General features: G+C 65.0%; 25 protein-coding genes. 15 read left to right on the forward strand and 10 right to left on the reverse strand.

The window, feature by feature from the left end:
- The first annotated feature begins 104 nt into the window (after positions 1-104).
- The 7 genes from ABDK11_RS00910 (at position 105) to bla (ending at position 5434) form a co-directional block, all read left to right on the forward strand.
- Positions 105-1670 (forward strand): tryptophan halogenase family protein, encoded by a 1566-nt coding sequence (locus ABDK11_RS00910; RefSeq protein ID WP_346838444.1) that lies wholly within the window; start codon positions 105-107, stop codon positions 1668-1670.
- A 73-nt stretch (positions 1671-1743) separates the two neighbouring features.
- On the forward strand, positions 1744-2457 hold the full coding sequence (locus ABDK11_RS00915) for a SapC family protein (protein WP_346838445.1): 714 nt from the start codon (positions 1744-1746) through the stop codon (positions 2455-2457).
- Between the two features lie 13 nt (positions 2458-2470).
- Positions 2471-3178, forward strand: a complete 708-nt coding sequence (locus tag ABDK11_RS00920) for a DUF6445 family protein (protein WP_346838446.1) — start codon at positions 2471-2473, stop codon at positions 3176-3178.
- 89 nt (positions 3179-3267) lie between these two features.
- Entirely contained in the window at positions 3268-3510 is a 243-nt protein-coding gene (locus ABDK11_RS00925) for a DUF3565 domain-containing protein (protein WP_346838447.1), read from the forward strand.
- Positions 3510-3965, forward strand: a complete 456-nt coding sequence (locus ABDK11_RS00930) for a YaiI/YqxD family protein (RefSeq protein ID WP_346838448.1) — start codon at positions 3510-3512, stop codon at positions 3963-3965. Before ABDK11_RS00925 ends, ABDK11_RS00930 begins: the two co-directional genes overlap by 1 nt.
- Positions 3966-4014: 49 nt before the next feature.
- Positions 4015-4521, forward strand: a complete 507-nt coding sequence (locus ABDK11_RS00935) for a GNAT family N-acetyltransferase (RefSeq protein ID WP_346838449.1) — start codon at positions 4015-4017, stop codon at positions 4519-4521.
- Between the two features lie 31 nt (positions 4522-4552).
- Positions 4553-5434, forward strand: coding sequence for a subclass B3 metallo-beta-lactamase (gene bla / locus ABDK11_RS00940; RefSeq protein WP_346838450.1), 882 nt, complete (start codon positions 4553-4555; stop codon positions 5432-5434).
- A gap of 180 nt (positions 5435-5614) precedes the next feature.
- Here the strand turns inward: bla and ABDK11_RS00945 are convergent, their stop codons facing one another.
- Positions 5615-7105 carry a YifB family Mg chelatase-like AAA ATPase gene (locus ABDK11_RS00945; RefSeq protein WP_346838451.1) on the reverse strand — a complete coding sequence of 497 codons (1491 nt, stop codon included), beginning with the start codon at positions 7103-7105 and terminating at the stop codon, positions 5615-5617.
- A gap of 31 nt (positions 7106-7136) precedes the next feature.
- Positions 7137-7403 (reverse strand): accessory factor UbiK family protein, encoded by a 267-nt coding sequence (locus ABDK11_RS00950; RefSeq protein ID WP_346838452.1) that lies wholly within the window; start codon positions 7401-7403, stop codon positions 7137-7139.
- A 504-nt stretch (positions 7404-7907) separates the two neighbouring features.
- On the opposite strand from ABDK11_RS00950, the gene ABDK11_RS00955 reads away from it, so the two are divergent.
- From ABDK11_RS00955 to ABDK11_RS00975, 5 genes are all read left to right on the forward strand, one after another.
- On the forward strand, positions 7908-8621 hold the full coding sequence (locus ABDK11_RS00955; RefSeq protein WP_346838453.1) for a TorF family putative porin: 714 nt from the start codon (positions 7908-7910) through the stop codon (positions 8619-8621).
- A 52-nt stretch (positions 8622-8673) separates the two neighbouring features.
- Entirely contained in the window at positions 8674-9012 is a 339-nt protein-coding gene (locus ABDK11_RS00960) for a P-II family nitrogen regulator (protein ID WP_346838454.1), read from the forward strand.
- A 58-nt stretch (positions 9013-9070) separates the two neighbouring features.
- A complete protein-coding gene (locus tag ABDK11_RS00965; RefSeq protein WP_346838455.1) occupies positions 9071-10333 on the forward strand; it encodes an ammonium transporter in 1263 nt (420 codons plus the stop codon).
- Positions 10334-10467: 134 nt separating this feature from the next.
- Complete coding sequence (locus ABDK11_RS00970; protein ID WP_043319767.1) at positions 10468-10806, forward strand: P-II family nitrogen regulator; 339 nt, start codon at positions 10468-10470, stop codon at positions 10804-10806.
- A 484-nt stretch (positions 10807-11290) separates the two neighbouring features.
- Complete coding sequence (locus ABDK11_RS00975) at positions 11291-11530, forward strand: hypothetical protein (protein ID WP_346838456.1); 240 nt, start codon at positions 11291-11293, stop codon at positions 11528-11530.
- A gap of 56 nt (positions 11531-11586) precedes the next feature.
- On the opposite strand, the gene ABDK11_RS00980 is transcribed toward ABDK11_RS00975, so the two are convergent.
- From ABDK11_RS00980 to ABDK11_RS01010, 7 genes are all read right to left on the reverse strand, one after another.
- Complete coding sequence (locus ABDK11_RS00980; protein WP_346838457.1) at positions 11587-12198, reverse strand: response regulator transcription factor; 612 nt, start codon at positions 12196-12198, stop codon at positions 11587-11589.
- Entirely contained in the window at positions 12185-13279 is a 1095-nt protein-coding gene (locus tag ABDK11_RS00985; protein ID WP_346838458.1) for a histidine kinase, read from the reverse strand. Before ABDK11_RS00985 ends, ABDK11_RS00980 begins: the two co-directional genes overlap by 14 nt.
- A gap of 1 nt (position 13280) precedes the next feature.
- Entirely contained in the window at positions 13281-13976 is a 696-nt protein-coding gene (locus ABDK11_RS00990) for a hypothetical protein (protein WP_346838459.1), read from the reverse strand.
- A 152-nt stretch (positions 13977-14128) separates the two neighbouring features.
- The gene (locus tag ABDK11_RS00995; protein ID WP_346838460.1) at positions 14129-14869 is read right to left on the reverse strand and encodes a DUF484 family protein; all 741 of its coding nucleotides are present in this window, start codon (positions 14867-14869) and stop codon (positions 14129-14131) included.
- A 16-nt stretch (positions 14870-14885) separates the two neighbouring features.
- Positions 14886-15716 carry a diaminopimelate epimerase gene (dapF, locus tag ABDK11_RS01000; RefSeq protein ID WP_346838461.1) on the reverse strand — a complete coding sequence of 277 codons (831 nt, stop codon included), beginning with the start codon at positions 15714-15716 and terminating at the stop codon, positions 14886-14888.
- A gap of 6 nt (positions 15717-15722) precedes the next feature.
- Positions 15723-17015 carry a diaminopimelate decarboxylase gene (gene lysA / locus ABDK11_RS01005; RefSeq protein ID WP_346838462.1) on the reverse strand — a complete coding sequence of 431 codons (1293 nt, stop codon included), beginning with the start codon at positions 17013-17015 and terminating at the stop codon, positions 15723-15725.
- Positions 17012-17266, reverse strand: coding sequence for a lipoprotein (locus ABDK11_RS01010; RefSeq protein WP_346838463.1), 255 nt, complete (start codon positions 17264-17266; stop codon positions 17012-17014). The genes lysA and ABDK11_RS01010 overlap by 4 nt, the downstream gene beginning before the upstream one ends.
- A 106-nt stretch (positions 17267-17372) precedes the next feature.
- Between ABDK11_RS01010 and cyaY the strand changes: the two genes are divergently transcribed.
- Positions 17373-17696 carry an iron donor protein CyaY gene (gene cyaY / locus ABDK11_RS01015; protein WP_346838464.1) on the forward strand — a complete coding sequence of 108 codons (324 nt, stop codon included), beginning with the start codon at positions 17373-17375 and terminating at the stop codon, positions 17694-17696.
- Between the two features lie 44 nt (positions 17697-17740).
- On the opposite strand, the gene argH is transcribed toward cyaY, so the two are convergent.
- Positions 17741-19150, reverse strand: a complete 1410-nt coding sequence (gene argH, locus ABDK11_RS01020; protein WP_346838465.1) for an argininosuccinate lyase — start codon at positions 19148-19150, stop codon at positions 17741-17743.
- A 96-nt stretch (positions 19151-19246) separates the two neighbouring features.
- Between argH and ABDK11_RS01025 the strand changes: the two genes are divergently transcribed.
- Both ABDK11_RS01025 and ABDK11_RS01030 read left to right on the forward strand, forming a co-directional pair.
- Complete coding sequence (locus ABDK11_RS01025) at positions 19247-20407, forward strand: histidine kinase (RefSeq protein WP_346838466.1); 1161 nt, start codon at positions 19247-19249, stop codon at positions 20405-20407.
- The gene (locus ABDK11_RS01030) at positions 20404-21153 is read left to right on the forward strand and encodes a LytTR family DNA-binding domain-containing protein (RefSeq protein WP_346838467.1); all 750 of its coding nucleotides are present in this window, start codon (positions 20404-20406) and stop codon (positions 21151-21153) included. The genes ABDK11_RS01025 and ABDK11_RS01030 overlap by 4 nt, the downstream gene beginning before the upstream one ends.
- The last annotated feature ends 7 nt before the right edge of the window (positions 21154-21160 follow it).

Raw genomic sequence — 21160 nt, forward strand, 5'->3', positions numbered from 1 at the left:
GAGACAGCGCGCTGGCGGAATAATCCCGACCCGCCAATCGCCTGTAGGGCGACTCCTACAGGATGGTGCGGACCGGGGAGTAACCAGCAATAACGAGATCGGCGATGACAGAACCGACCAGCAGAGCGATAAAATCCGTAGTGGTAGTGGGCGGCGGTACCGCCGGTTGGATTGTGGCCGGGCGCATCGCCGCGATGCACTCCTGTGATGGTGGGAGCGAGGGCGGTGTGCAGGTTACGCTGATCGAGGCCCCGGGTATCCCCGCTATCGGCGTCGGCGAGGGCACCTGGCCGACGATGCGCAAGACACTGCGCAAGCTGGGCATCGCCGAGAGCGATTTCCTGCGCGAGTGCGGCGCAACCTTCAAGCAGGGCGCAAAGTTCGCACGCTGGGTAGACGGCGGCGACGGCGATTATTACTACCACCCGCTGGTGCTGCCACAGGGTTTCACCAAAATGGATCTCTCGCGCCACTGGCAGCAGTCACTGAAAGGGCAGGGCCTGTCCTTCTCCAATGCGGTCTGCTACCAGGAGCAGCTGTGTGAGAGCGGCCTGGCACCGAAGCAGATGACCACGCCGGAATACGCCTCGGTGGCCAACTACGCCTACCACCTGGACGCGGGCAAGTTTGCCGATTTTCTTCAGAGCCACTGCACAGAAAAACTGGGTGTGCGCTACCTGCGCGACGAGGTGCTGTCGGTCAACGCCGCCGCTAACGGCGATATCGAGTCACTGGTCACGCGCAATAGCGGTGAGTTGGCCGGCGATCTGTTTGTCGACTGCACCGGCTTTTCATCGCGCTTGCTCGGCGGGCACTATAGGGTGCCGTTTATTGGCCGCAGCGACGTACTGTTTATCGATCGCGCCCTCGCTGTACAGGTACCTTACGAAAATGCCGACGACCCGATCGCCTGCCACACAATCTCCACCGCCCAGGATGCCGGGTGGATCTGGGATATCGGCCTGACCCATCGCCGCGGCGTCGGCTATGTCTACTCCAGCACGCACAGCAGCGCAGAGGCGGCAGAGCAGCGGCTGCATGCGTATGTGGGACGGGCCATCGAAAAACTTTCCGTGCGCGAGATTTCGATTCACAGCGGCCACCGGGAAAAATTCTGGGTCAACAACTGCGTGGCCGTCGGGCTGTCCGCTGGTTTCCTGGAGCCGCTGGAGGCCTCGGCGCTGGTGCTGGTGGAGCTGTCTGCGGAGATGATCGCCGAACAGCTGCCTGTGCGCCGCGATGTCATGGATATTACCGCGCGCCGCTTCAACGAAACCTTCCGCTACCGCTGGGACCGCATCGTCGACTTCCTCAAGTTGCACTATCTGCTCAGCAAGCGTGAGGAGAGTTTCTGGAGCGACAATCGCGATCCGGCCTCGATACCGGAGAGCCTGCTGGAGCTGATGTCGCTGTGGCGCTACCGCCCGCCGGGGGACTGCGATTTTACCAGTAACAACGAGGTGTTCCCGGCGGCCAGCTACCAGTATGTGCTCTACGGTATGGGTTTCGACACGGACAGCGGCAGTATGGCGCAGCGGCTGCGGGAAGAGCGGCAGGCAGTGCAACACTTTGCCGCTAACCGCAAGGCCACCGCCCGCGCGCTGGCCGCGCTGCCCAAACACCGCGAGCTGCTGGAGAAGATCCATCAGTACGGCCTGCAGACGATCTGATATTTGGCGCAACAGCCGTTGCCTGTGCTGCGCGTCGCATGCGAACAATAAAAAACTGCGAGAGGTAACCACCATGACCAGACTGGTCGCACTGAACAGCGAACACCACCGTGAACTGCGCATCGACACCAGCCGCATCGAGCGCCAGGGCGCTTCCCTGCGTATGGTGCCGGTGATGCCCGGCGAGTTCTTGAAGCTAGCGATCGACTACCCGATCGTGCTGACCAAGAACGCCGAAACCGGCCAGTTTGTCTGCGTCGCACTGTTCGGTTTTGCCGAGGGCGAAAACCTCTACTGGAACGGCGGTGAGTGGCAGTCGCTGTACACGCCGCTGAATATCGCGCGCCAGCCGTTCTTTGTCGGCACTGAGGAAAACGGCCAGCCGCTGGTTTGTATCGACGAGGACAGCCCCTGTGTCGGCGATACTGGCGAGGCGCTGTTCGACGACGACCGTGGCAGTGCTTACCTGCAAAAGATGCAGGGCATTCTCGGCCAGCTGCTCGACGGCGAACGGCTGGCCGCGGAACTGGTGCGCCGCCTGCAGGCGTTGCAGCTGATCGTGCCGATGCGTCTTGAGGTGACCTTCGCCAGCGGCGACACCCAGCGTATGGAAGGCCTCTACAGCATCGATGAGGAAAAGCTGCAGGCGCTGGACGGCGACGCGCTGCACCAGCTGAATGCCGGTGGCCAGCTCGGCCATATCTACACGATGCTCACCTCGCTCGGCCAGCTCTACGCGCTGATCGAGCGCCGCAACGCCCGCGATGCCGCAACCGCAGCGGCCTGATCCGGGCGGGGCCATGTCGGCGGATCTCGCCTGCGCCGCCGCGCCGCGGATCGAGGTACAGCGCCTCGGCCGCGAGCGGCAGCCGCTGCTGGTCATCGACGGTCTGGCCGCAGAGCCGGAGGCACTGTGCGCATTTGCCGGGAGCGGTGCACCGTTTCGCGCGCGCAGCGGCGACTACTATCCGGGTGTGCGCAAGCCGCTGCCGGCGGCCTACGCCGAGAGCCTGTGCCGAACACTCGAACACAGCGTGCGCGAGACATTCGGGCTGCCCGACAGCGCCCGCGCGCAGCCATTGCTGTGCAGCTTGTCCATCGCCACCACCGTCCCCGAGCTGCTGCGGCCGATTCAGCGGTTGCCGCATTTCGACAGCGGCGACTCACACCAGTTGGCGGTGGTGCACTACCTGTGCCCGCCGCAGTTCGGCGGCACCGCCTTTTACCGCCACCGCGCCAGCGGTTTCGAAACCATCGATAACGAGCGACTGCACGGCTACGCCGCACAACTCAAGCAGCAGGTGCTGGCATCACCGCCGGCGCCTGGCTACGCCAGCGGTGACAGCGAACTGTTCAAGCAGATCGGTCGCGTCGAGGCCCGCTTTAACCGCGCCGTCGTCTATCGCGGCAACCAGCTGCACTCCGGCCTGATCGACCCCGCCGCCGGCCTGTGTGCCGATCCCGGGCGTGGGCGCCTGACCGCCACCAGTTTTATCCGCTTCCTGTAGACATAGTTGGCTGCCTGCCTCGCTCGCCGATATACATCCCGACACGAGTTCGCTATAACTCCTCTTTCAAGACCCGTCGGAAGCATCCCATGCAGCAGCGTATCACCGGCTACCACCGCGACGCGGAAGACCACTGGGTGGCCGAGCTCGCCTGTGGGCACAACCAGCATGTGCGCCACGATCCACCGTGGCAGAACCGCCCTTGGGTGATCACCGAACAAGGGCGTCAATCCCGGCTCGGCCAGGTGCTCGACTGTAAAAAATGCGATGACGGGGCCCCAGCGGACAGACAAGATGGGCCGCCGGACCGAACCGATGAGGTAAAAAACTAATGGCGAAAATCTGGATCGACGCCGACGCCTGTCCGGTCGTGATCAAGGAAATCCTGTTCCGCGCTGCGGAGCGTACCCAGACCGAGATCACCCTGGTGGCCAACCAGTCGGTGCGCGTACCGCCGTCGCGCTTTATCAAGTCGTTGCAGGTGTCCTCCGGCTTCGACGTGGCCGACAACGAAATCGTGCAGCGCTGCGCCGCCGGTGACCTGGTTATCACCAGCGACATCCCGCTGGCCGCGGAGGTGATCGACAAGGGCGCCGAGGCGCTGAGCCCGCGCGGCGAGCGCCACACCAAAGCCAATATCCGCGCGCGCCTGAATATGCGCGACTTTATGGACACCATGCGCGCCAGCGGCGTGCACACCGGCGGTCCGCCGGCGCTGAACCAGCAGGATCGCAAGGCCTTCGCCGATCAGCTGGACCGCTGGCTGGCGGCGAGCCGGGGCAAATAAACCGGCGCGGCTGCGAATAAATAAAAATAACAGGTACAAGGGGGCAATGATGGCTGAGCCGAACCTGCAACTATTCACCGAAGCACAACTGCCGGAATTAATGTCGTGGATCGGCAGCCGCGTACAGGGCCAGCAGTGGGGCGGCCCCACGTTCCGCTATCCGTTCGACGCCGAGACTTTTGCCGAGGACACCCGCTGGCGCGAGCTGCCGAGCTTTGCGCTGCAGGGCGCCGGCGGCCAGCTGCTGGCGTTCGGCCAGTACTACGAGCGCCTGCAGCGCTGCCACCTGGGGCGACTGATCGTCGCGCCGGAGCAGCGCGGCCGGGGCTGGGGCAGTGCGTTGATTACGCAACTGGTTGCACGCGGCTGCGCCGAACTGGGGGTGAGTGAATGCTCGCTGTTCGTACTGAAAGACAACGCGCCCGCGCGCGCGCTGTACCGCCGGCTGGGCTTCGAGTATGCCGACTATCCCGAGCGCTATGACTGGACCCACCTGATTGATTACATGGTGGCCCCGCGCGATATCGCGACAGGACGTGACTGCTCTCCACATTGATTCCACACCAAGCAATAAATGGATTTACCTTATGTTTTCCCGAAAACTGCTCTGCTGCCTTCTGCTCGGTACACTCGGTACTGTGGCGCTGGCCCGGGCTGCCGATCCGCTGCCACAGCTGCACGCCTACCAGGTAGAGGACAAGTGGCGCACGCCGGTGAAACCGCTGCGCATTGCCGAGCACACCTGGCAGATCGGCACGCAAGGCCTGACCAGCCTGTTGCTGCAAACCGATGCCGGCGCGCTGCTGATCGACGGCGGCATGCCGCAGAGCGCCGAGCACCTGCTCGCCAACCTGCACGCGCTGGGGCTCGAACCCGCGGATCTCAGGCTGATTCTGATGAGTCACGGTCACGGCGATCATGCCGGCCCCCTCGCGGCCATCGCCCGCGCCACCGGCGCGCAGGTGGTCAGCAATGCCGAAACCGCCCAGCTGATGGCGCGCGGTGGTACGCACGACATCCACTTCGGCGATGCCATCGTGTACCCGCCGGTGCATACCGACCGCCTGGTACACGACGGCGAAAAGGTGACGCTTGGCGAGTTGCAACTGCAGGTGCATTTCGTCCCCGGCCACACCCCCGGTAGCATGGCCTGGACCTGGCGCGACCAGCGCGATGGCAAGCTTGTCGATATCGCCTATGTCGACAGCCTCACCGCGCCAGGTTACCGGCTGCTGGGCAATCCCCGCTACCCGCGTATCGTCGACGACTATCGCCATACCTTTGCCACCGTGCGCGCACTGCCCTGCGACCTGCTGCTGACCCCGCACCCGGATGCCAGCGGCTGGGTCTATGGCGAACACGCGCAACAGAAACCGGCGATGGACTGCCGCGCCTACGCGGACAACGCCGAGAAACAGTTTGATGCGCAACTGTCCGAGCAGCGCCAGAAACTGATGGCTGCACAGTGACCCAATTGATCGAAGCGCAAACCGGGCGCCGGTGACTGCGCCAGTAGCGCTGCTTTCGAGTGTGGTCGAGCCCCCGCGCGGAGCGGCGGGCCGTCCGCCGTGGCGGCACTTTCCGTAGCGGTCTTTAGCGGATTTACCGCGACATCTTGCAGAGAAATTAGCCGGCGGGTTGCACTGGCTTTAGGCCGGCTGTGTACTTTTCCGATCCAGATTCCGGTACGCCAGCGCCTCGGCAATCTGTCCCGCTCCAATTCTTTCTTCCCCAGCCAGATCCGCCAGTGTGCGCGCGACCCGCAACACCCGGTGATAACTGCGCGCCGACAGCCCGAGCTGTTCCACCGACTGGCGCAGCAACAGCTGTTCCGTTTTTCCCAGCGCGCAGTGGCGGTCCAGCTCCGCGCCTTTCAGTTCGGCATTGATGCCGCCCTGGCGCCCCAGCTGAATCTCCCGGGCGCGTTTTACCCGTTCGCGCACAGCGGCCGAGGACTCGCCGGGCGGCGCGTCCTGCAGCTGGCCGGCGCTCATGGTCGCCACTTCCACCTGCATATCGATGCGGTCCAGCAGCGGGCCGGACAGTTTGTGGCGGTAGCGGTCGATCTGGTCCGGGGTGCAGCGGCAGCGTTGTTCGCCCAGGTAACCGCACGGGCAGGGGTTCATGGCTGCGACCAGCTGGAAGGCGGCAGGGAAGGTGACCTGGGCGCGGGCACGGGAGATGCGCACTTCGCCGTTCTCCAGCGGTTCGCGCAGGATCTCCAGTGCCTGGCGCGGGAACTCGGGCATTTCATCAAGGAACAGCACGCCGCGGTGGGCGAGGGAAATTTCCCCGGGCTTGGGGGTGCTGCCACCGCCGACCAGAGCGGTGGGCGAGGCGCTGTGGTGCGGCGCGCGGAACGGGCGCTGGCGCAGATCGGCGAGGCCGGCGGCGGAATAGACGGCCGCCACTTCGAGCAGCTCGCGCTGTGCCAGCGGCGGCAGTATGCCGGGCAGGCGGCTGGCGAGCATCGTCTTGCCGGTGCCGGGCGGACCGTAGAACAGGAGGTTGTGGCCGCCGGCCGCGGCCACTTCGAGGGCGCGGCGGGCGCGCAGCTGGCCGCGCACGTCAGCCAGGTCGGCGCTGCTGCAGTCCGCCTCCTCGGCGCTGCGTTCCGCCTTGGGCAGGGCCTCGCGGCCGTGCAGATCGGCACACACCTGCAGTAGCGATTGTGCGCTGCGGATCTCACCACCGGCCAGCGCCGCCTCGGCGCCGCAGCAGTGCGGCAGGATCAGCCGCCGACCGGCAGCGGCGCTGGCGATGGCGGCGGGCAGGGCGCCGCTGACTTCACGCAGGGCACCGGTGAGGGCCAGCTCACCGAGAAATTCACACTGTTCCAGCGGCTCGCCGGGAATCTGCCCGGAGGCGGCGAGGATGCCGATGGCGATCGCCAGGTCGTAGCGGCCGCCCTCCTTGGGTAGATCGGCCGGTGCCAGGTTGACGGTGATACGCCGTTGCGGGAATTCGAAATGGCTGTTGACCAGCGCGCTGCGCACCCGGTCGCGGCTTTCGCGCACGGCGGCTTCCGGGAGGCCGACGATATGGAACGCGGGCAGGCCATTGGCGAGGTGGGTTTCCACGGTAACCAGCGGCGCATCGACACCCAGTTGGGCGCGGCTGTAGGTGACGGAGAGGCTCACAAATTCTTCCTTGAATTGACTGGCCGGCGGTTTAGCCGGCCGGTGGTTTGCGCTCCTGCGAAGGCGCTGTAGGCGACTGTTCAGCCAGGGCCTGTTCCAGGTGCTCTACCTGGGCTTCCACGCGCGCGAGCTTTTCGCGGGTGCGACGCAGGATGTCCACCTGCGTGTCGAATTCCTGCTGGGACACCAGCGGCAACTTGCCCAGTGCCACTGCCAGGGCATCGCGCAGGTCGCTGGTGACCACTGCGCCCTGCTTGTGCAGCTCGTTCAATAACTGTTGCAGCTTGTCGGCAGACACCGGCTGTTCTCCACAGAATGACTCAAAAAGGGTTGTCCGGATTGTAACCCAGCGCGGCCGCGGCCGGGAATGTGCGCGCCACGCCGCCCGCGGCGCGGGCACAGCGCACAGTCGGCGCGAACCGTGCTCTTTGTTGGGTCACCGGCGCCCAAGGTGTCCCCACAAGTGTGCGTCGCTGCTGGCCGGGCGCCATTTTGGTGCGTGCGTGCTCGCACTAAAGCCGTCCGCCGTTGCTGGCAGCGCCCAAAACCCGCTCTAAGTGATTGATTCTCTGCACGAATGCCGAGTTGGCATCAAGCCTGCACTAATCCCTGTGCAGCATGGTGCAGGTGTTCCACCGCAGACCATTTTCAGCTGCCGGGCACACACAAGCTCACAAGGCCGATAACAATGCCGCCACCAACCCTAAGTGGTGGGCCTCCCGACGCTGATCGCTAGCTGCGCCGAAAAATATTCGACGACGAGAAGATCACAGAGACAAGGAGAACAAAGGTGGGAATAACTATGAATAAGATCGCTACCATTCTGACAGCCGGAGCCCTGAGCCTGGCGACATCCACCGCCGTAAACGCGGCCGAGGGTGGTATTTCTGCCAGCGCCAACCTGGGTGCTGTCAGCGATTACAAATTCCGCGGCATTTCCCAGAATGACGGCAGCCCCGCAATGCAGGGTGGTGTCGACCTGGACTTCGGCAACGGTGTTTACCTGGGCACCTGGGCCTCGCAGGTGGATTTTGCCTACGGCGAAGACGAAACCAAATTCGAGCAGGACTTTTACGGCGGTTACGGCGGCGAGCTGAGCGATAACGTCAGCTACGACGTGGGCTACATCTATTACGCCTATCACGGTGGCAGCCACGACGAGGACTACCAGGAAGTCTACGGCAGCGTCAGCATCTCCGACCTGACCCTGGGCCTGGCCTACTCCGACAACTACTGGGCCGACACCGGAGCCTTCTACTACCCCTACGCCGAATACAGCTTTGCCCTGCCGGCGGACGTGAGCCTCGGCTTCCATGTCGGTGCCAACATGTTCGATGAGGAAGGCTTCCTGTTCGAAGACGATTCCTATATCGACTACTCGGTTTCCGTAGGCAAGGACTTTGGCGGCCTGAACCTGAGCGCTTCGCTGGTCGGCACCGATATCAGTAAAAAAGAGTGCTTTGGCCTGGATTGGTGTGAACCGTCGGTCCTCGCCGGCGCCACCTACACCTGGTAACCAGCGTGCCCTGCTCGGTGGAGCAGGGCAACTCTACTATGGGGGAACCGATATGAAACTGGTCACCGCAATTATCAAGCCTTTCAAACTCGACGCGGTGCGCGACGCGCTGGCCGAGGCCGGTGTTAACGGTATTACCGTCAGTGAAGTGAAGGGGTTCGGCCGCCAGAAGGGGCACACCGAGCTGTACCGCGGCGCCGAGTATGTAGTGGATTTCCTGCCCAAAACCATGTTGCAGATCGCCGTCGACGACGGCCAGGTGGATGCGGTTTTGGAGGCTGTGGGCAGCGGCGCGCACAGCGGCAAGATCGGCGACGGCAAGATCTTCGTCTCCGAGCTGGAGCAGGTCGTGCGTATCCGCACCGGTGAAACCGGCGCAGACGCGATTTAACGCAGCAATAACAACGAATGCAATTTTGACAAACTCTCGGGATTGAACGGAGCGAAAGATGGAAAACCAAATTTTTCAATTGCAGTACGCAATTGATACGTTTTATTTCCTGGTGATGGGCGCCCTGGTCATGTGGATGGCCGCGGGCTTCGCCATGCTGGAATCCGGCCTGGTGCGCTCGAAAAACACCACGGAAATTCTCACCAAAAACGTCGCCCTCTACGCGATTGCCTGCATCATGTACCTGGTGTGCGGCTACACCATCATGTACGGCAGCGCCGGCTGGATGCTGTCCGGTATCGAGGAATTTAATCTCGACACCGTGCTGGCGGATTCCGCCAAGAATGGCTTCGACGGCGACTCTGTCTACTCCACCGCCGCGGACTTCTTCTTCCAGGTGGTGTTCGTTGCGACTGCAATGTCCATCGTGTCTGGTGCGGTGGCCGAGCGCATGAAACTGTGGAGTTTCCTGGCCTTCGCCGTGGTGATGACCGGCGTCATTTACCCGTTCGAAGGTTCCTGGACCTGGGGTGGCAATGCCGTGTTCGGCATGTACAACCTCGGCGACCTGGGCTTCTCCGACTTTGCCGGTTCCGGCATCGTGCACATGGCGGGTGCCGCTGCGGCCCTGGCCGGGGTGCTGCTGCTGGGCGCGCGCAAGGGCAAATACGGCCCCAATGGCGAAGTCTACGCGATTCCGGGTGCCAACCTGCCGCTGGCGACGCTGGGTACCTTCATCCTGTGGATGGGCTGGTTCGGCTTTAACGGCGGTTCCGTGCTCAAGCTTGGGGACGCCGCCAATGCGCACTCTGTGGCCATGGTATTCCTGAACACCAATGCCGCCGCTGCCGGCGGTGCCGTGGCCGCGCTGGTCGCCGCGCGCATCCTGTTCGGCAAGGCCGACCTGACCATGCTGCTGAACGGCGCGCTGGCCGGCCTGGTGGCGATCACTGCCGAGCCGTCTACCCCGACGCCGCTGCAGGCCACCATCTTTGGGGTCATCGCCGGTGTGCTGGTCGTGTTCGCCATCGTCGGCCTGGACAAGGCGAAAATCGACGATCCGGTGGGCGCCATTTCCGTGCACGGTGTGGTCGGCTTCTTTGGCCTGATGATCGTGCCGATCACCAACGATGGCTCCAGCTTCAGCGGCCAGCTGATCGGCGCTGCGACCATCTTCGTATGGGTCTTCGCTACCTCCTTCGCCGTATGGTTCCTGCTCAAGGCCATCACCGGTATTCGCGTCAGCGAAGAGGAAGAACAAGAAGGTGTTGACTTGGTCGAATGTGGAATGGAAGCTTATCCGGAATTCATGGGCAAATAAGGCCCTGAAGGTCGCCGCCGCAGTCCCGTGACTGCCGCGGCGACTGCTCGGAAAGTTGCCGCCGGCGGCGCCACATGTCGCCGGGACTAGCAAACGGGTCAACGATCGGCCTCCAACCAGGGGAAAGAAATAAGATGAAATTGATAACGGCTGTGGTAAAGCCCTTCAAACTGGATGACGTGCGCACCGCGCTGTCGGAAGTGGGCGTACAGGGCATGACAGTGACCGAGGTGAAGGGCTTTGGCCGCCAGAAAGGCCACACGGAGCTGTATCGCGGCGCCGAGTATGTGGTCGACTTCCTGCCCAAGGTCAAGCTGGAGCTGGCCGTGGACGACTCCATGGTGGACAGCGCCGTGGAAGCGATCACCAAAGCTGCGCAGACCGGCAAGATCGGCGACGGCAAGATCTTTATCACCGCGCTGGAAGAAGTGATCCGCATTCGCACCGGCGAGACCGGCAGCGAGGCGGTATAGCGTTACTGGTGGAAAAATCCGCCGGTTGATCGAAAAGCCCCATCCGGGGCTTTTTTTGTGCCTGCACGGCGTACTTGTCAGCAGTCACAGGCGTGTACTGCCCTGAACGTGGCAGAATTTTTTGTATTTAAACTGGCGCCCGATATTGCATAACCAGGCGCAATAAATCTGCGACACTTCCGTAACAAAAAACTCTACCGCGCAGCCCCCCTCAAGCTGGCGGCCCCACCACTCAGTGCCTATATATTAATCGCCGCGGCTTGGTCGCGGGTCGTGCGTAACACTCGGCAACACCGCCGCACCGCCAGGGCATCCAGCCCGGGCGACGCCAACGGTTGCCGGGTTCTGCGCATGCTCCGTCAGGACGCTCGCCATCGAGATGGCCTGCGGCAGTTCGCAGGGGTTTTCATCGGCTAGCGTCCGGACAAGGCCGGCACAGGGGTATTCCCTCTGTAACAGGAGTAGCAGTTACAGGGTTTTCACTATGAAAGAAGGTCACCAAGAGCAGAGCAGCAGCCCGCGCAGCAGCACTGGCAGCACCAAGGAAAGTGAGGAGTTTGCCGAAGAGCGGAGTCTCACCTCGCGCCGACGAGCGCGGAATCAATTAACTGCCGACGTCGAGGCGTATATCGCCAGCGGCGGTGCGATCAGCGAAATTGATCCCGACGTTTCCGCGGACCCGCCACGCAAGCCGCAGCCGAAATACGGCAGTCGCCCAATCTAGATAGACGCTCGCAAGTGGACTGCGTCGCCCCGTCGGCGGCGCGGTTTCCCTCTCCCTCAGTAGAGCCAGCCTTTCTGGCGCGCGATACGCGCGGCATCGATGCGATTGTGCGCCCCCAGTTTGCTGATCGCGTCCGACAGGTAATTGCGCACGGTGCCTTCGCTCAGGCACAGCTGCGTGGCAATCTGCGCGGTATTGAGGCCATCGGCGGCAAGCAACAGGGCGCGGCGCTCCTTGACCGTCAGCGGATCCGACTCGGCCAGCGCATCCAGCATCAGCTCCGGATCGATCACTCGCCGGCCGGCGGCGGCGCGGCGGATGGCGTCCGCCAGCTGCTCGCTCGGTGCGTCCTTGAGCAGGAAGGCGTCCACACCCATGCTCATCGCGCGGCGCACATAGCCGCGCCGATTGAAGGTGGTAACGATCACCAGGCGGCAGGCCGGCCAGCGCCGGCGCACTTCCTCGGCCAGGGCCAGGCCGCTGGTACCGGGCATTTCGATATCGCTCACCAGCACATCCACCGGCTGCCGTGCCATCAGCGCCAGCGCTTCATCGGCGCTGGCGACGTCGCCGACTACGCGAAAGTCCGCCTCCAGTTCCAGCAGCGCCTTCAGGGCGCCGCGTACTAGGTGCTGGTCCTCGGCGATCAGCAGGTCAAGCGGCTTCAATGCGGGTCTCCAGTGGCAGTTCGACTTCCAGCTGCATGCCGGCCTCGGTGTGGTAGCGCATCTGCCCGCCCAGCGCCCGCGCGCGTTCGCGCATACCGCGCAGGCCGTTGCCCTCGACGATATTGCTGGCGCGGCCGTTGTCGGCGACCCGCAACTGCAGGCAGTCTGCGCGCTGGCGGCACTCCAGCGCGACTCGGTCGCCGTCGCTGTGGCGCTGGATATTGGTGCAGGCCTCGAGCAGGATCAGCGCCGCGGCGGACTCGATACGCGGGGTCAGCTGCTCCAGTGCCATTGCCAGTTCGACCCTGAACCCCTGTTCCTGCAGCCACTGGCGCAGTTGTTGCAGTTCCGCGCGCAGTTCGCGCCGGCGGTAGCCGGCGATGGTCTCGCGCGCCTGGCTCAGTGCCGCGCGAGCCAGCTGCTGCACTTCGTCGAGCTGGTGGCGGGCCTGCTCCAGGCTCATCGGGCTGGTCCCGGCATGGGCCAGCAGGCGCCCGGCCAGCTCCGACTTGAGCGCGATGCTCGACAGGTGGTGGCCGATGACATCGTGCATATCCCGGGCGATGCGCTCGCGCTCGGCGACCTTGGCCAGGCGCTCGATTTCGTCGCGGTCGTGCGCCTGCTGGCGCGCGGCGGCGCTTTGCACGCGATCGAGTATGCCCATGGTGCCCACCGCCATGGACACCAGGCTGGCGGGCAACCAGAAGGCCGGCGACAGCTGCAGCAGCCAGGACTCCAGCCCGATCACCGCGAGCAGCGCCGCCAGGTGTGCACCGGCCTGCCGCTGCGGCAGTCGGTTGCCGGAAAAGGCGGCGGCGTAGATAAACAGCGCGCTGGCGCCGGCGTTGAACGGCGCCTCCACCGCCCCCACGAGCGTGATCAGCCAGATGTAGGGCGCCGCGTGGCAACGGTGCAGCGCGCGGAAATAGGCCCACAGGAAAAGCCCCAGCCCGGCGCCGAACAGCAGCCATTCGGCGGAGGTCATCGGCGCTACCAGTGGCCGGAAGGCGTAGAAGCCGAGAAAGATCAGCCACACCCACGGCGCGAAGCGGTGATGGCCGGGCGGAGACCTGAAGTACATGTTATTTCACCGCCTCCAGCAGGTTGCTGGCCCAGTGGAAATCCGCGCGCGCACCGAGCGCGTCGCGCCAGCGCTGTTCGGCCTCATCCTCGCGCCCCAGTTCGCGCGCGGCCATGCCCTGCCACACCAGCGCCTCGGCCAGGCCCCAATCGGCGGTGGTGCCGCCGCGACCGCTGCGGTACAGCTCGGCGGCGCGGGTGAACGCCTGTAATGCTTTCTGTTTGCTGCCGCCGAAGGCGCTGGGGCGATGGTACAGCGAGATGCCTTCCGCCAGCCGCGCCAGCGGGTTGTCGCCGTCCAGGTCCAGCGCGCGTGTGGCCATCTGCTGGTTTTTGCGCCCGTAGCGCGCCGCGGACTGCGGCGCCAGCGCTATCTGGAAGCCGTAGATCATCGACAGCAGCGCCGCGGCATCGCTGTCTGTCTGCAGTTGCGGGTATTGCTCCAGCTGCTGCATGGCCTGGTCCAGCGCGGCCCCGGCGTGCGGCTGCCGGGTCAGATGCCGGGCGATGGCGAGGCGATAGCCGGCATAGGCGCGCTGGTAGGCGCCGGTGTCCGCGCCGCGCAGTTTCTGCAGCGCCGCGGTATCCAGCTGATTGAAGGCCTCCTCCACCGCGGCGTCGGGGGCGGCGGCGAGGGTGTTGCTGGCGAGCGCGCAGGCGAGCACGGCGGATAACAGTAGAGGTTTGGACGTGTTCACAGGTTGACTCCTTGTCAGTTGAGGGCCTCGACTGCGGCCCGGAATGCACAACCAGTATTCGGCGTTCCGGAACGTGAGCCTATGCCCAACTGTCAGGAGTTGGCAGTGACATTTGTCAGCACTTGCCATCCGTGTTGGCGACGGCGGAGGGGTCAGGGGCTTTGCAGCAGGCGCGGCAGCAGCCGCTCGAGCACTTCGCCGATATAGGAGAGGAACAGCGTACCGAGGCTGGAGCGGTAGTGCTGCGGGTCGGCGGAGCCGACCGCAAGGATGCCCAGCTGGTTGGCCAGCGGTACCACCGCAGCGGAGGCGACGCTGTCGGCGTCTTTGCCGAACAGGTACTCCTTCTCCGCCGGGCGCAGCACGCCGCACACGGTGCGGCCGTTGCGCAGGATGCCGCCGATGGCGCTCTCGGCACTGGCGCGCGAGCTGGCGCGCACGTCGCCGATACCGCGGTGGCCGCTCGGCAGCGGGCCGAACAGGGTCAGTGCGGTGACCTCCACGCCGAAGTCCTCGCGGAAGCTGCGGTACAGCGCGTCGCTGGCCTCGGCCACGGATTCCGCCTCCAGCAGGGCCAGCACCAGATGGCGGCTGTGCAGGAACAACTGGTCGTTGTCGCGCGCGTTGTGCAGCAGCTGGTCGAGGCGCTGGCGCATCTCGATATTGCGCTCGCGCAGCAGGTTGGTCTGGTGTGTCATCAGCGACACGGTCTTGCCGTTTTCCCGCGGCAGTTTGATCGTTTCCAGCAGTTCCAGGTGATCGGCGAAGAAGTCCGGGTTCTGGATCAGGTAACGGGCCACCTGCCGCGCCAGCAATTTCCTGCTGCGCTGCGTTTCCCTGTCGCCGCCGATGGCGTCTTGCTTGGGGAGGGTGGCGTCGCTGTGTTCCGTCATGATAGTTGGCCGCTGGTTAGAGTACGATCTGCCCGTGGTACACGTTGGTGGCGGGCCCGGTCATGGTAACCGGCTGCCCCGGCCCGCTCCAGTGGATTGTCAGGTTGCCGCCGGGCAGCTGAATGGTTACCTCTTCATCCACCAGGTCGCGCAGGCGCGCGGCGACCATCGCCGCACAGGCGCCGGTGCCGCAGGCGCGGGTTTCGCCGACGCCGCGTTCAAACACGCGCAGGCGTGCCTGGTTGCGCGACTGCAGTTGCAGGAAGCCCACATTGACCCGCTGCGGGAAGCGCGGGTGGCGCTCGATCTTTGGCCCCAGGGTCAGCACCGGCGCGTCGTCGACACTGTCGACCAGCAGCACCGCGTGCGGGTTGCCCATGGAGACGGCGCCGATGGTGTGCACTTCGCCGTCGACATCGAGCGGATAGCTCTCGGCGGCGATATCGGCGCTGAATGGTATGCGCTCCGGTTCGAGGATCGGCGCGCCCATGTCGACACTGACGCGATCGCCTTCGAGCAGGTTCAACTGCAGCAGGCCGCCGGCGGTCTCCACCAGCAGCTGATGCTTGCCGGTCAGGCGGCGGTCGCGCACGAAACGGGCGAAACAGCGCGCGCCGTTACCGCAGTTCTCCACCTCACTGCCGTCGGCATTGAAGATGCGGTAGCGAAAATCGGCTTCCGGGTTGCGCGGCGCCTCTACTACCAGCACCTGGTCGCAGCCCACGCCGAGGTGGCGGTCCGCCATACGGCGGATCTTCTCCGGCGACAGCTTGATGCGCTGGGTAATGCCGTCGAGCATGACAAAGTCGTTGCCGAGGCCGTGCATTTTGCTGAATTTCAGGCGCATGGTGTGTCAGTCCTGTTGCGGCGCGGTGTTGGCGGCTGAAGTCTGCGCCACCCTCTCTGGTACCGGGCTCTCGCCGCGCACCAGGTCGGCGAAGGATTCGCGCGCGCGCACCAGGTAGGTCCGCTCGCCATCCACTAGCACTTCGGCAGCGCGGGGGCGGGTATTGTAGTTGGAACTCATGCTGAAACCGTAGGCACCGGCGGACAGCATCGCCAGCAGCTGCCCCGGCTGCAGCGCCAGCTCGCGGCGCTTGCCGAGGAAGTCGGCGGTCTCGCATACCGGGCCGACGATATCCCAGCTCTCCACCTCGCCGTTATTGGGGGTGACCGGCACTATGTCCTGCCAGGCCTGGTACAGCGCCGGGCGCAGGTTGTCGTTCATGGCGGCGTCGACGATGGCAAAGTTGTGCTCGTCGGTGCGCTTGAGAAATTCCACCCGCGACAGCAGCAGGCCGCCGTTGGCGGCGATCGAGCGGCCGGGCTCCAGCACCAGCGCCAGTTGGCGTTCGCCGAGGCGCTCCTTGATTGCCCCCAGGTAGTCGCTGACCGGCGGCGGTTCCTCACCGCGGTAGCGCACGCCCAGGCCGCCGCCCAGGTCCAGGTGCTTGAGGCGGATGCCGTCGCCGGCGAGCTGGTCGATCAGCACCAGCAGGCGATCCAGCGCGTCGAGAAACGGCGCCAGCTCGGTGAGTTGCGAGCCGATATGGCAATCGACCCCGACCACGTCCAGATTTGCGGACGCCGCCGCGCGGCGGTAGACCATCGGCGCACTGTCGATGGCGATACCGAATTTGTTTTCCTTCAGCCCGGTGGAGATATACGGATGGGTCTTGGCGTCGACGTCCGGGTTGACCCGCAGGGATACCGGTGCGCGCACATCCAATTCCGCCGCCACCGCCTCGAGCCGGTCCAGCTCCGCGGCGGACTCTACATTGAAGCAGTGCACGCCCACCGCCAGCGCGCGGCGCATTTCGTCGGCGGTCTTACCCACGCCGGAAAACACGATGCGCGCCGGATCGCCGCCGGCCAGCAGCACGCGTTCGAGCTCGCCGCCGGAGACGATATCGAAACCGGCGCCCAGCTGGACCAGCGTGGACAGGATGCCCAGGTTGCTGTTGGCCTTGACCGCGTAGCAGATCAGCCCGGGATGATCGCCGAGGGCATCGGCGTAGGCGCGATACTGGGTTTCAAAATGCGCGCGGCTGTAAACGTAAGTGGGGGTGCCGAACTGCTCGGCGATCTGTTGCAGCGGGACGTCTTCCGCCCACAGGCTGCCGTCGCGGTAGTTGAAGTCACTCATTTCTCGATTTCTGCCTCACCGCCGGCCGCAGCGGAATGCTTCTGCTTCTGCTTCTGTTCGGTTTGCTCTTCCGCGGTCGCCGCAGGCGCAGTGGCGGCGGGCGCGGTGGCCACCGGGGCAGTGGCTGCGGTCGGCGGCGCCGGCTGGGCCGCATCCTGGGGCAGGTAGAGTGGGCCCTTCTGGCCACACGCGTTCAGCAGCGCGGGCAATACGGCAAATACGGCAAGGGAGAGAAGGCGTTTTTTCGACATCGACAGCGTCCTGCGGCCTGCAAATTAAGGCGGTATTGAGGAAAAGCCTGTTAGTATACCCACCTGCCTGTTTCGGCGCAGTACACGGTAACAGAAGTAACAAATTATGAGCCAAACGGAATTCGACGCAGCTATCGAGCGCACCCTGATCGCCATCGAGGACGCCCTCGACGACTGCGAGTGGGACATCGACTACGAGCGCGCCGACGCGGTGCTCACCCTGACGCTGGAAGACAACGGCAGTCAGGTGATCCTGTCGCGCCAGAGCGCCAACCGCGAATTGTGGGTGGCGGCCAGATCCGGCGGTTACCACCTCAAATTCGAAAATCCCGGCTGGCAGTGCACCACCACCAGTGAGGACCTGCCCACGCTGCTCGACCGCGTGCTGAGTGAACAGCAGGGCGCGCCGGTAACCCTCGGCCTGGCATAACTCCCCGCAGGGTGCGCCGCGCGCACCCCACCCGAATCCCGCAATCAGCGGGCGGCAATCAATTCCTTCGCCCGCGCGCAGGCCGCGCGCACCTGGTTCGGTGCCGTGCCCCCGGTATGGTCGCGGGCGGCCACGGAACCCTCCAGCGTCAACACCGCGAACACATCCTCGCCAATCTGGTCGGAAAACTGCTGCAGCTGCGCCAGGCTCAGTTCCGCCAGGTCCCTGTCCTGCTCGATGGCGAAAGACACCGACTGGCCGACGATCTCGTGCGCGTCGCGGAAGGCCACGCCCTTGCGTACCAGGTAGTCCGCCAGATCGGTGGCGGTGGAGAAACCCTTGGCCGCGGCGGTGTACATGTTGTCTTTCTTCGGCTTCAGCGCCGGTACCATGTCGGCGAAGGCGCGCAGGCAGTCGAGTGCGGTGTCGGCGGCGTCGTACAGCGGCTCCTTGTCTTCCTGGTTGTCCTTGTTATAGGCCAGCGGCTGGCTCTTCATCAGTGTCAGCAGCGCGACCAGGTGGCCGTTGACGCGGCCGGTCTTGCCGCGCACCAGCTCGGGTACGTCGGGGTTTTTCTTCTGCGGCATGATCGAGGACCCGGTGCAGAAGCGGTCCGGCAGATCGATAAAATCGAACTGGCTCGAGGTCCACAGCACCAGTTCCTCGCTCGCACGCGAAAGGTGGGTCAGTAAAAGAGCAGCGAAGGCGCAAAATTCGATGGCGAAATCGCGATCGCTGACCGAGTCGAGCGAGTTTTCCGTGGGCGCGTCGAAGCCCAGCAGTTCGGCGGTGCGCGCGCGGTCGATGGGGTAGCTGGTGCCGGCCAGCGCGGCGGCGCCCAGCGGCGAGCGGTTGACGCGCACACGGCAGTCTCTCAAGCGCTCGAAATCCCGCTGTAACATTTCGTTCCAGGCCAACAGGTGATGACCGAAGGTCACCGGCTGCGCGCTCTGCAGATGGGTGAAGCCGGGCATGATGGTGTCGGCCTCGCGCTCGGCCAGCTCCACCAGGCCGCTCTGCAGGCGGGTCAGCTCGGCGGCGATGCGGTCGATGCGGTTGCGCAGCCACAGGCGGATGTCGGTGGCCACCTGGTCGTTGCGCGAGCGGCCGGTGTGCAGCTTCTTGCCGGTGGCGCCGATGCGGTCGGTCAGGCGCGCCTCGATGTTCATGTGCACGTCTTCGAGGGCCACTTCCCACGGGAACTGCCCGGCCTCGATTTCCGCCGCAATATCCTGCAGGCCGCCGGCGATCTGCTGGAACTCGTCTGAGCTGAGCACGCCCACTTCCGACAGCATCTGCGCGTGGGCCAGGGAACCCTGGATGTCTTCCAGCGCCATGCGCTGGTCAAAGGTCACCGAGGCGGTGAAGCGTTCGACAAAGGCATCGGTGGCCTCGCTGAAGCGTCCGCCCCACAGCTTGGCGGCGGGGTTGGAGGAAGACTGGTCGTTGCTCATGGTATCCCTGACTGGTTGTATGGAAGGGTGAAAGGGCGCGGCGCTTAGTGGTATCTTGCCGGTTCGATTTCGGCAAAACCAAGAATAACAAGTGGTATGAGTTCCCCACAGTCCGCGCGGCCGGCGGGCATTATAACGCAGCAAATTCGCGAAATTGCCCCCGAAGGCAAAGATTCTGCGCGTCCGCCCGCTGCGCCCTTTCTGCCGGACCTGTGCGGGGTGTCGGCGCTGGCGGCGCTGGTGCTGATGGGCGAGCTGCTGGCGCTGGTGCTGGTACTGGCGGTGGACGGCCTGCGCGACTTCAACTGGCAGCGGCTGGGGCTGGTGTCCATGACGATCCAGTGGGTCATCCTGCCGTCGGCGGGGCTGCTGTGCCGGCTGCGCAGCCGCCTGTCACGGCTCCCGCACCGGCTCGCCGGCGCCATCAGCTTTGCCGTGGTGCTGGCGGTACTGCTGACGGTACTGGTGGCGCTGGAGTGGTGGCGGGCGAGTCTGTCCGGCCAGGCCTTTGCCCACTGGAGCCTGCTCGGCAACAGTCTGCTCGGGTCTATCTGCGCCGGCGTGGTATTGCGCTACGCCTATGTGCAGCAGCAGCTGCACAACCAGCAGCAGGCGGAACTGGGGGCGCGGATCGAGGCACTGCAGTCGCGCATCCGCCCGCATTTCCTGTTCAACAGTATGAACAGCCTCGCCAGCCTGATCGCCATCGACCCGGAGCGCGCCGAGCGCCTGGTGGAAGACCTGTCGGCGCTGTTCCGTGCCAGCCTGGCGGAGCCCAAACTGGCACCGCTGGCGCAGGAGGTGGCGCTGGCCAAGCGCTATCTGGACATCGAGAGCCTGCGTCTGGGCGAGCGGTTGCGCCAGCACTGGGATGTCGCCGCCGACCTCGATACCGTCCCCATCCCCACCATGCTGCTGCAACCGCTACTCGAGAACGCCATCCTGCACGGCATCGCACGGCTGTACGCCGGCGGCGAGATCCGCGTACGCATCGTCGCCGAAGACAGCCACCTGCTGCTGACCATCGACAATCCGCTGGCGCAAGCCGACGCCGATCCCGGCCGCGGTCACAACGGCATGGCGCTGGACAATATTCGCCAGCGCCTCGCCGCCCACTACGGCCCGCGCCACCAGTTCAGTACCGGGGACGACGGCGAGCGCTTCCGCGTGCAGCTGCGGCTGCCACTGGCGTCGCCGCCTGCACCGCAGCGGCAACAGGCCAAGAAAGTGCCACCGGCCCCGGAGTTGGTCGAATGAGCGCGCTCGGCGTACTGATCGTCGACGACGAGCCCCTCGCCCGCGCGCGCCTCGCGCGCCAGCTGCAGGGGCTGGAACACTGCGCGCTGCTCGGCGAGGCCGCGGATGCCGAGGCGGCACTGGCACAGGTGGAGGCGTTAGATCCCGACCTGGTGCTGCTGGATATCGAAATGCCCGGCCGCAGCGGCCTGGCACTGGCGGAACAACTGTCCGCGCGCGCCAATCCGCCGGCCCTGATCTTCTGCACCGCCCACGATGAATTCGCCCTGCCGGCCTTCGCCACCCGCGCCGCCGGCTATCTGTTGAAACCCGTCAGCCGCGAGCAGCTGGCCGCGGCGATCGAGCGTGCGCGCAGCCTCAGCAAGCCGCAGCGCAAGGCGCTCGACAGTACCGCGACCACTGCGCCCGATTCCGGCCGCCGCCAGATCAAGGCGGTCAGCCGTCGCGGCGTCGAGCTGCTGGCGGTGGAGGCGATCCGCTGTTTCGTCGCCGACAGCAAATATGTGGTCGCGCACCACAGCGGCGGCGAGACGATTCTCGACGAGTCGCTGAAAGAGCTGGAGCAGGAATTCGGCCAGCAATTCGTGCGTGTACACCGCGGCGCGCTGGTCGGTGTAGCGCATATCGCCGGCCTGCAGCGCGACGGCTCCAACTTCCGCGTGCAGTTGCACGGTGTGGATGTCAGGCCGCAGGTGAGCCGGCGGCTGCTGGCCGGGATCAAGGCGCTGATCGAGGAAATGGCCTGAGCGACTG

The sequence above is a fragment of the Microbulbifer sp. SAOS-129_SWC genome, assembly GCF_039696035.1.
In the GTDB taxonomy this organism is placed as follows: Bacteria; Pseudomonadota; Gammaproteobacteria; order Pseudomonadales; family Cellvibrionaceae; genus Microbulbifer.

What these genes read in the sequence shown, in the direction of transcription:
- bla (WP_346838450.1), top strand. Translation starts at nt 4,553, where the DNA reads ATGTTTTCCCGAAAACTGCTCTGCTGCCTTCTGCTCGGTACACTCGGT.
- ABDK11_RS00985 (WP_346838458.1), bottom strand. Translation starts at nt 13,279, where the DNA reads ATGTACTTCAGGTCTCCGCCCGGCCATCACCGCTTCGCGCCGTGGGTG.
- ABDK11_RS00920 (WP_346838446.1), top strand. Translation starts at nt 2,471, where the DNA reads ATGTCGGCGGATCTCGCCTGCGCCGCCGCGCCGCGGATCGAGGTACAG.
- ABDK11_RS00960 (WP_346838454.1), top strand. Translation starts at nt 8,674, where the DNA reads ATGAAACTGGTCACCGCAATTATCAAGCCTTTCAAACTCGACGCGGTG.
- ABDK11_RS00970 (WP_043319767.1), top strand. Translation starts at nt 10,468, where the DNA reads ATGAAATTGATAACGGCTGTGGTAAAGCCCTTCAAACTGGATGACGTG.
- argH (WP_346838465.1), bottom strand. Translation starts at nt 19,150, where the DNA reads ATGAGCAACGACCAGTCTTCCTCCAACCCCGCCGCCAAGCTGTGGGGC.
- ABDK11_RS00925 (WP_346838447.1), top strand. Translation starts at nt 3,268, where the DNA reads ATGCAGCAGCGTATCACCGGCTACCACCGCGACGCGGAAGACCACTGG.
- ABDK11_RS00955 (WP_346838453.1), top strand. Translation starts at nt 7,908, where the DNA reads ATGAATAAGATCGCTACCATTCTGACAGCCGGAGCCCTGAGCCTGGCG.
- ABDK11_RS01010 (WP_346838463.1), bottom strand. Translation starts at nt 17,266, where the DNA reads ATGTCGAAAAAACGCCTTCTCTCCCTTGCCGTATTTGCCGTATTGCCC.
- ABDK11_RS00975 (WP_346838456.1), top strand. Translation starts at nt 11,291, where the DNA reads ATGAAAGAAGGTCACCAAGAGCAGAGCAGCAGCCCGCGCAGCAGCACT.
- ABDK11_RS01025 (WP_346838466.1), top strand. Translation starts at nt 19,247, where the DNA reads ATGAGTTCCCCACAGTCCGCGCGGCCGGCGGGCATTATAACGCAGCAA.
- ABDK11_RS00965 (WP_346838455.1), top strand. Translation starts at nt 9,071, where the DNA reads ATGGAAAACCAAATTTTTCAATTGCAGTACGCAATTGATACGTTTTAT.
- ABDK11_RS01030 (WP_346838467.1), top strand. Translation starts at nt 20,404, where the DNA reads ATGAGCGCGCTCGGCGTACTGATCGTCGACGACGAGCCCCTCGCCCGC.
- cyaY (WP_346838464.1), top strand. Translation starts at nt 17,373, where the DNA reads ATGAGCCAAACGGAATTCGACGCAGCTATCGAGCGCACCCTGATCGCC.
- lysA (WP_346838462.1), bottom strand. Translation starts at nt 17,015, where the DNA reads ATGAGTGACTTCAACTACCGCGACGGCAGCCTGTGGGCGGAAGACGTC.
- ABDK11_RS00915 (WP_346838445.1), top strand. Translation starts at nt 1,744, where the DNA reads ATGACCAGACTGGTCGCACTGAACAGCGAACACCACCGTGAACTGCGC.
- ABDK11_RS00910 (WP_346838444.1), top strand. Translation starts at nt 105, where the DNA reads ATGACAGAACCGACCAGCAGAGCGATAAAATCCGTAGTGGTAGTGGGC.
- ABDK11_RS00930 (WP_346838448.1), top strand. Translation starts at nt 3,510, where the DNA reads ATGGCGAAAATCTGGATCGACGCCGACGCCTGTCCGGTCGTGATCAAG.
- ABDK11_RS00935 (WP_346838449.1), top strand. Translation starts at nt 4,015, where the DNA reads ATGGCTGAGCCGAACCTGCAACTATTCACCGAAGCACAACTGCCGGAA.
- ABDK11_RS00995 (WP_346838460.1), bottom strand. Translation starts at nt 14,869, where the DNA reads ATGACGGAACACAGCGACGCCACCCTCCCCAAGCAAGACGCCATCGGC.
- dapF (WP_346838461.1), bottom strand. Translation starts at nt 15,716, where the DNA reads ATGCGCCTGAAATTCAGCAAAATGCACGGCCTCGGCAACGACTTTGTC.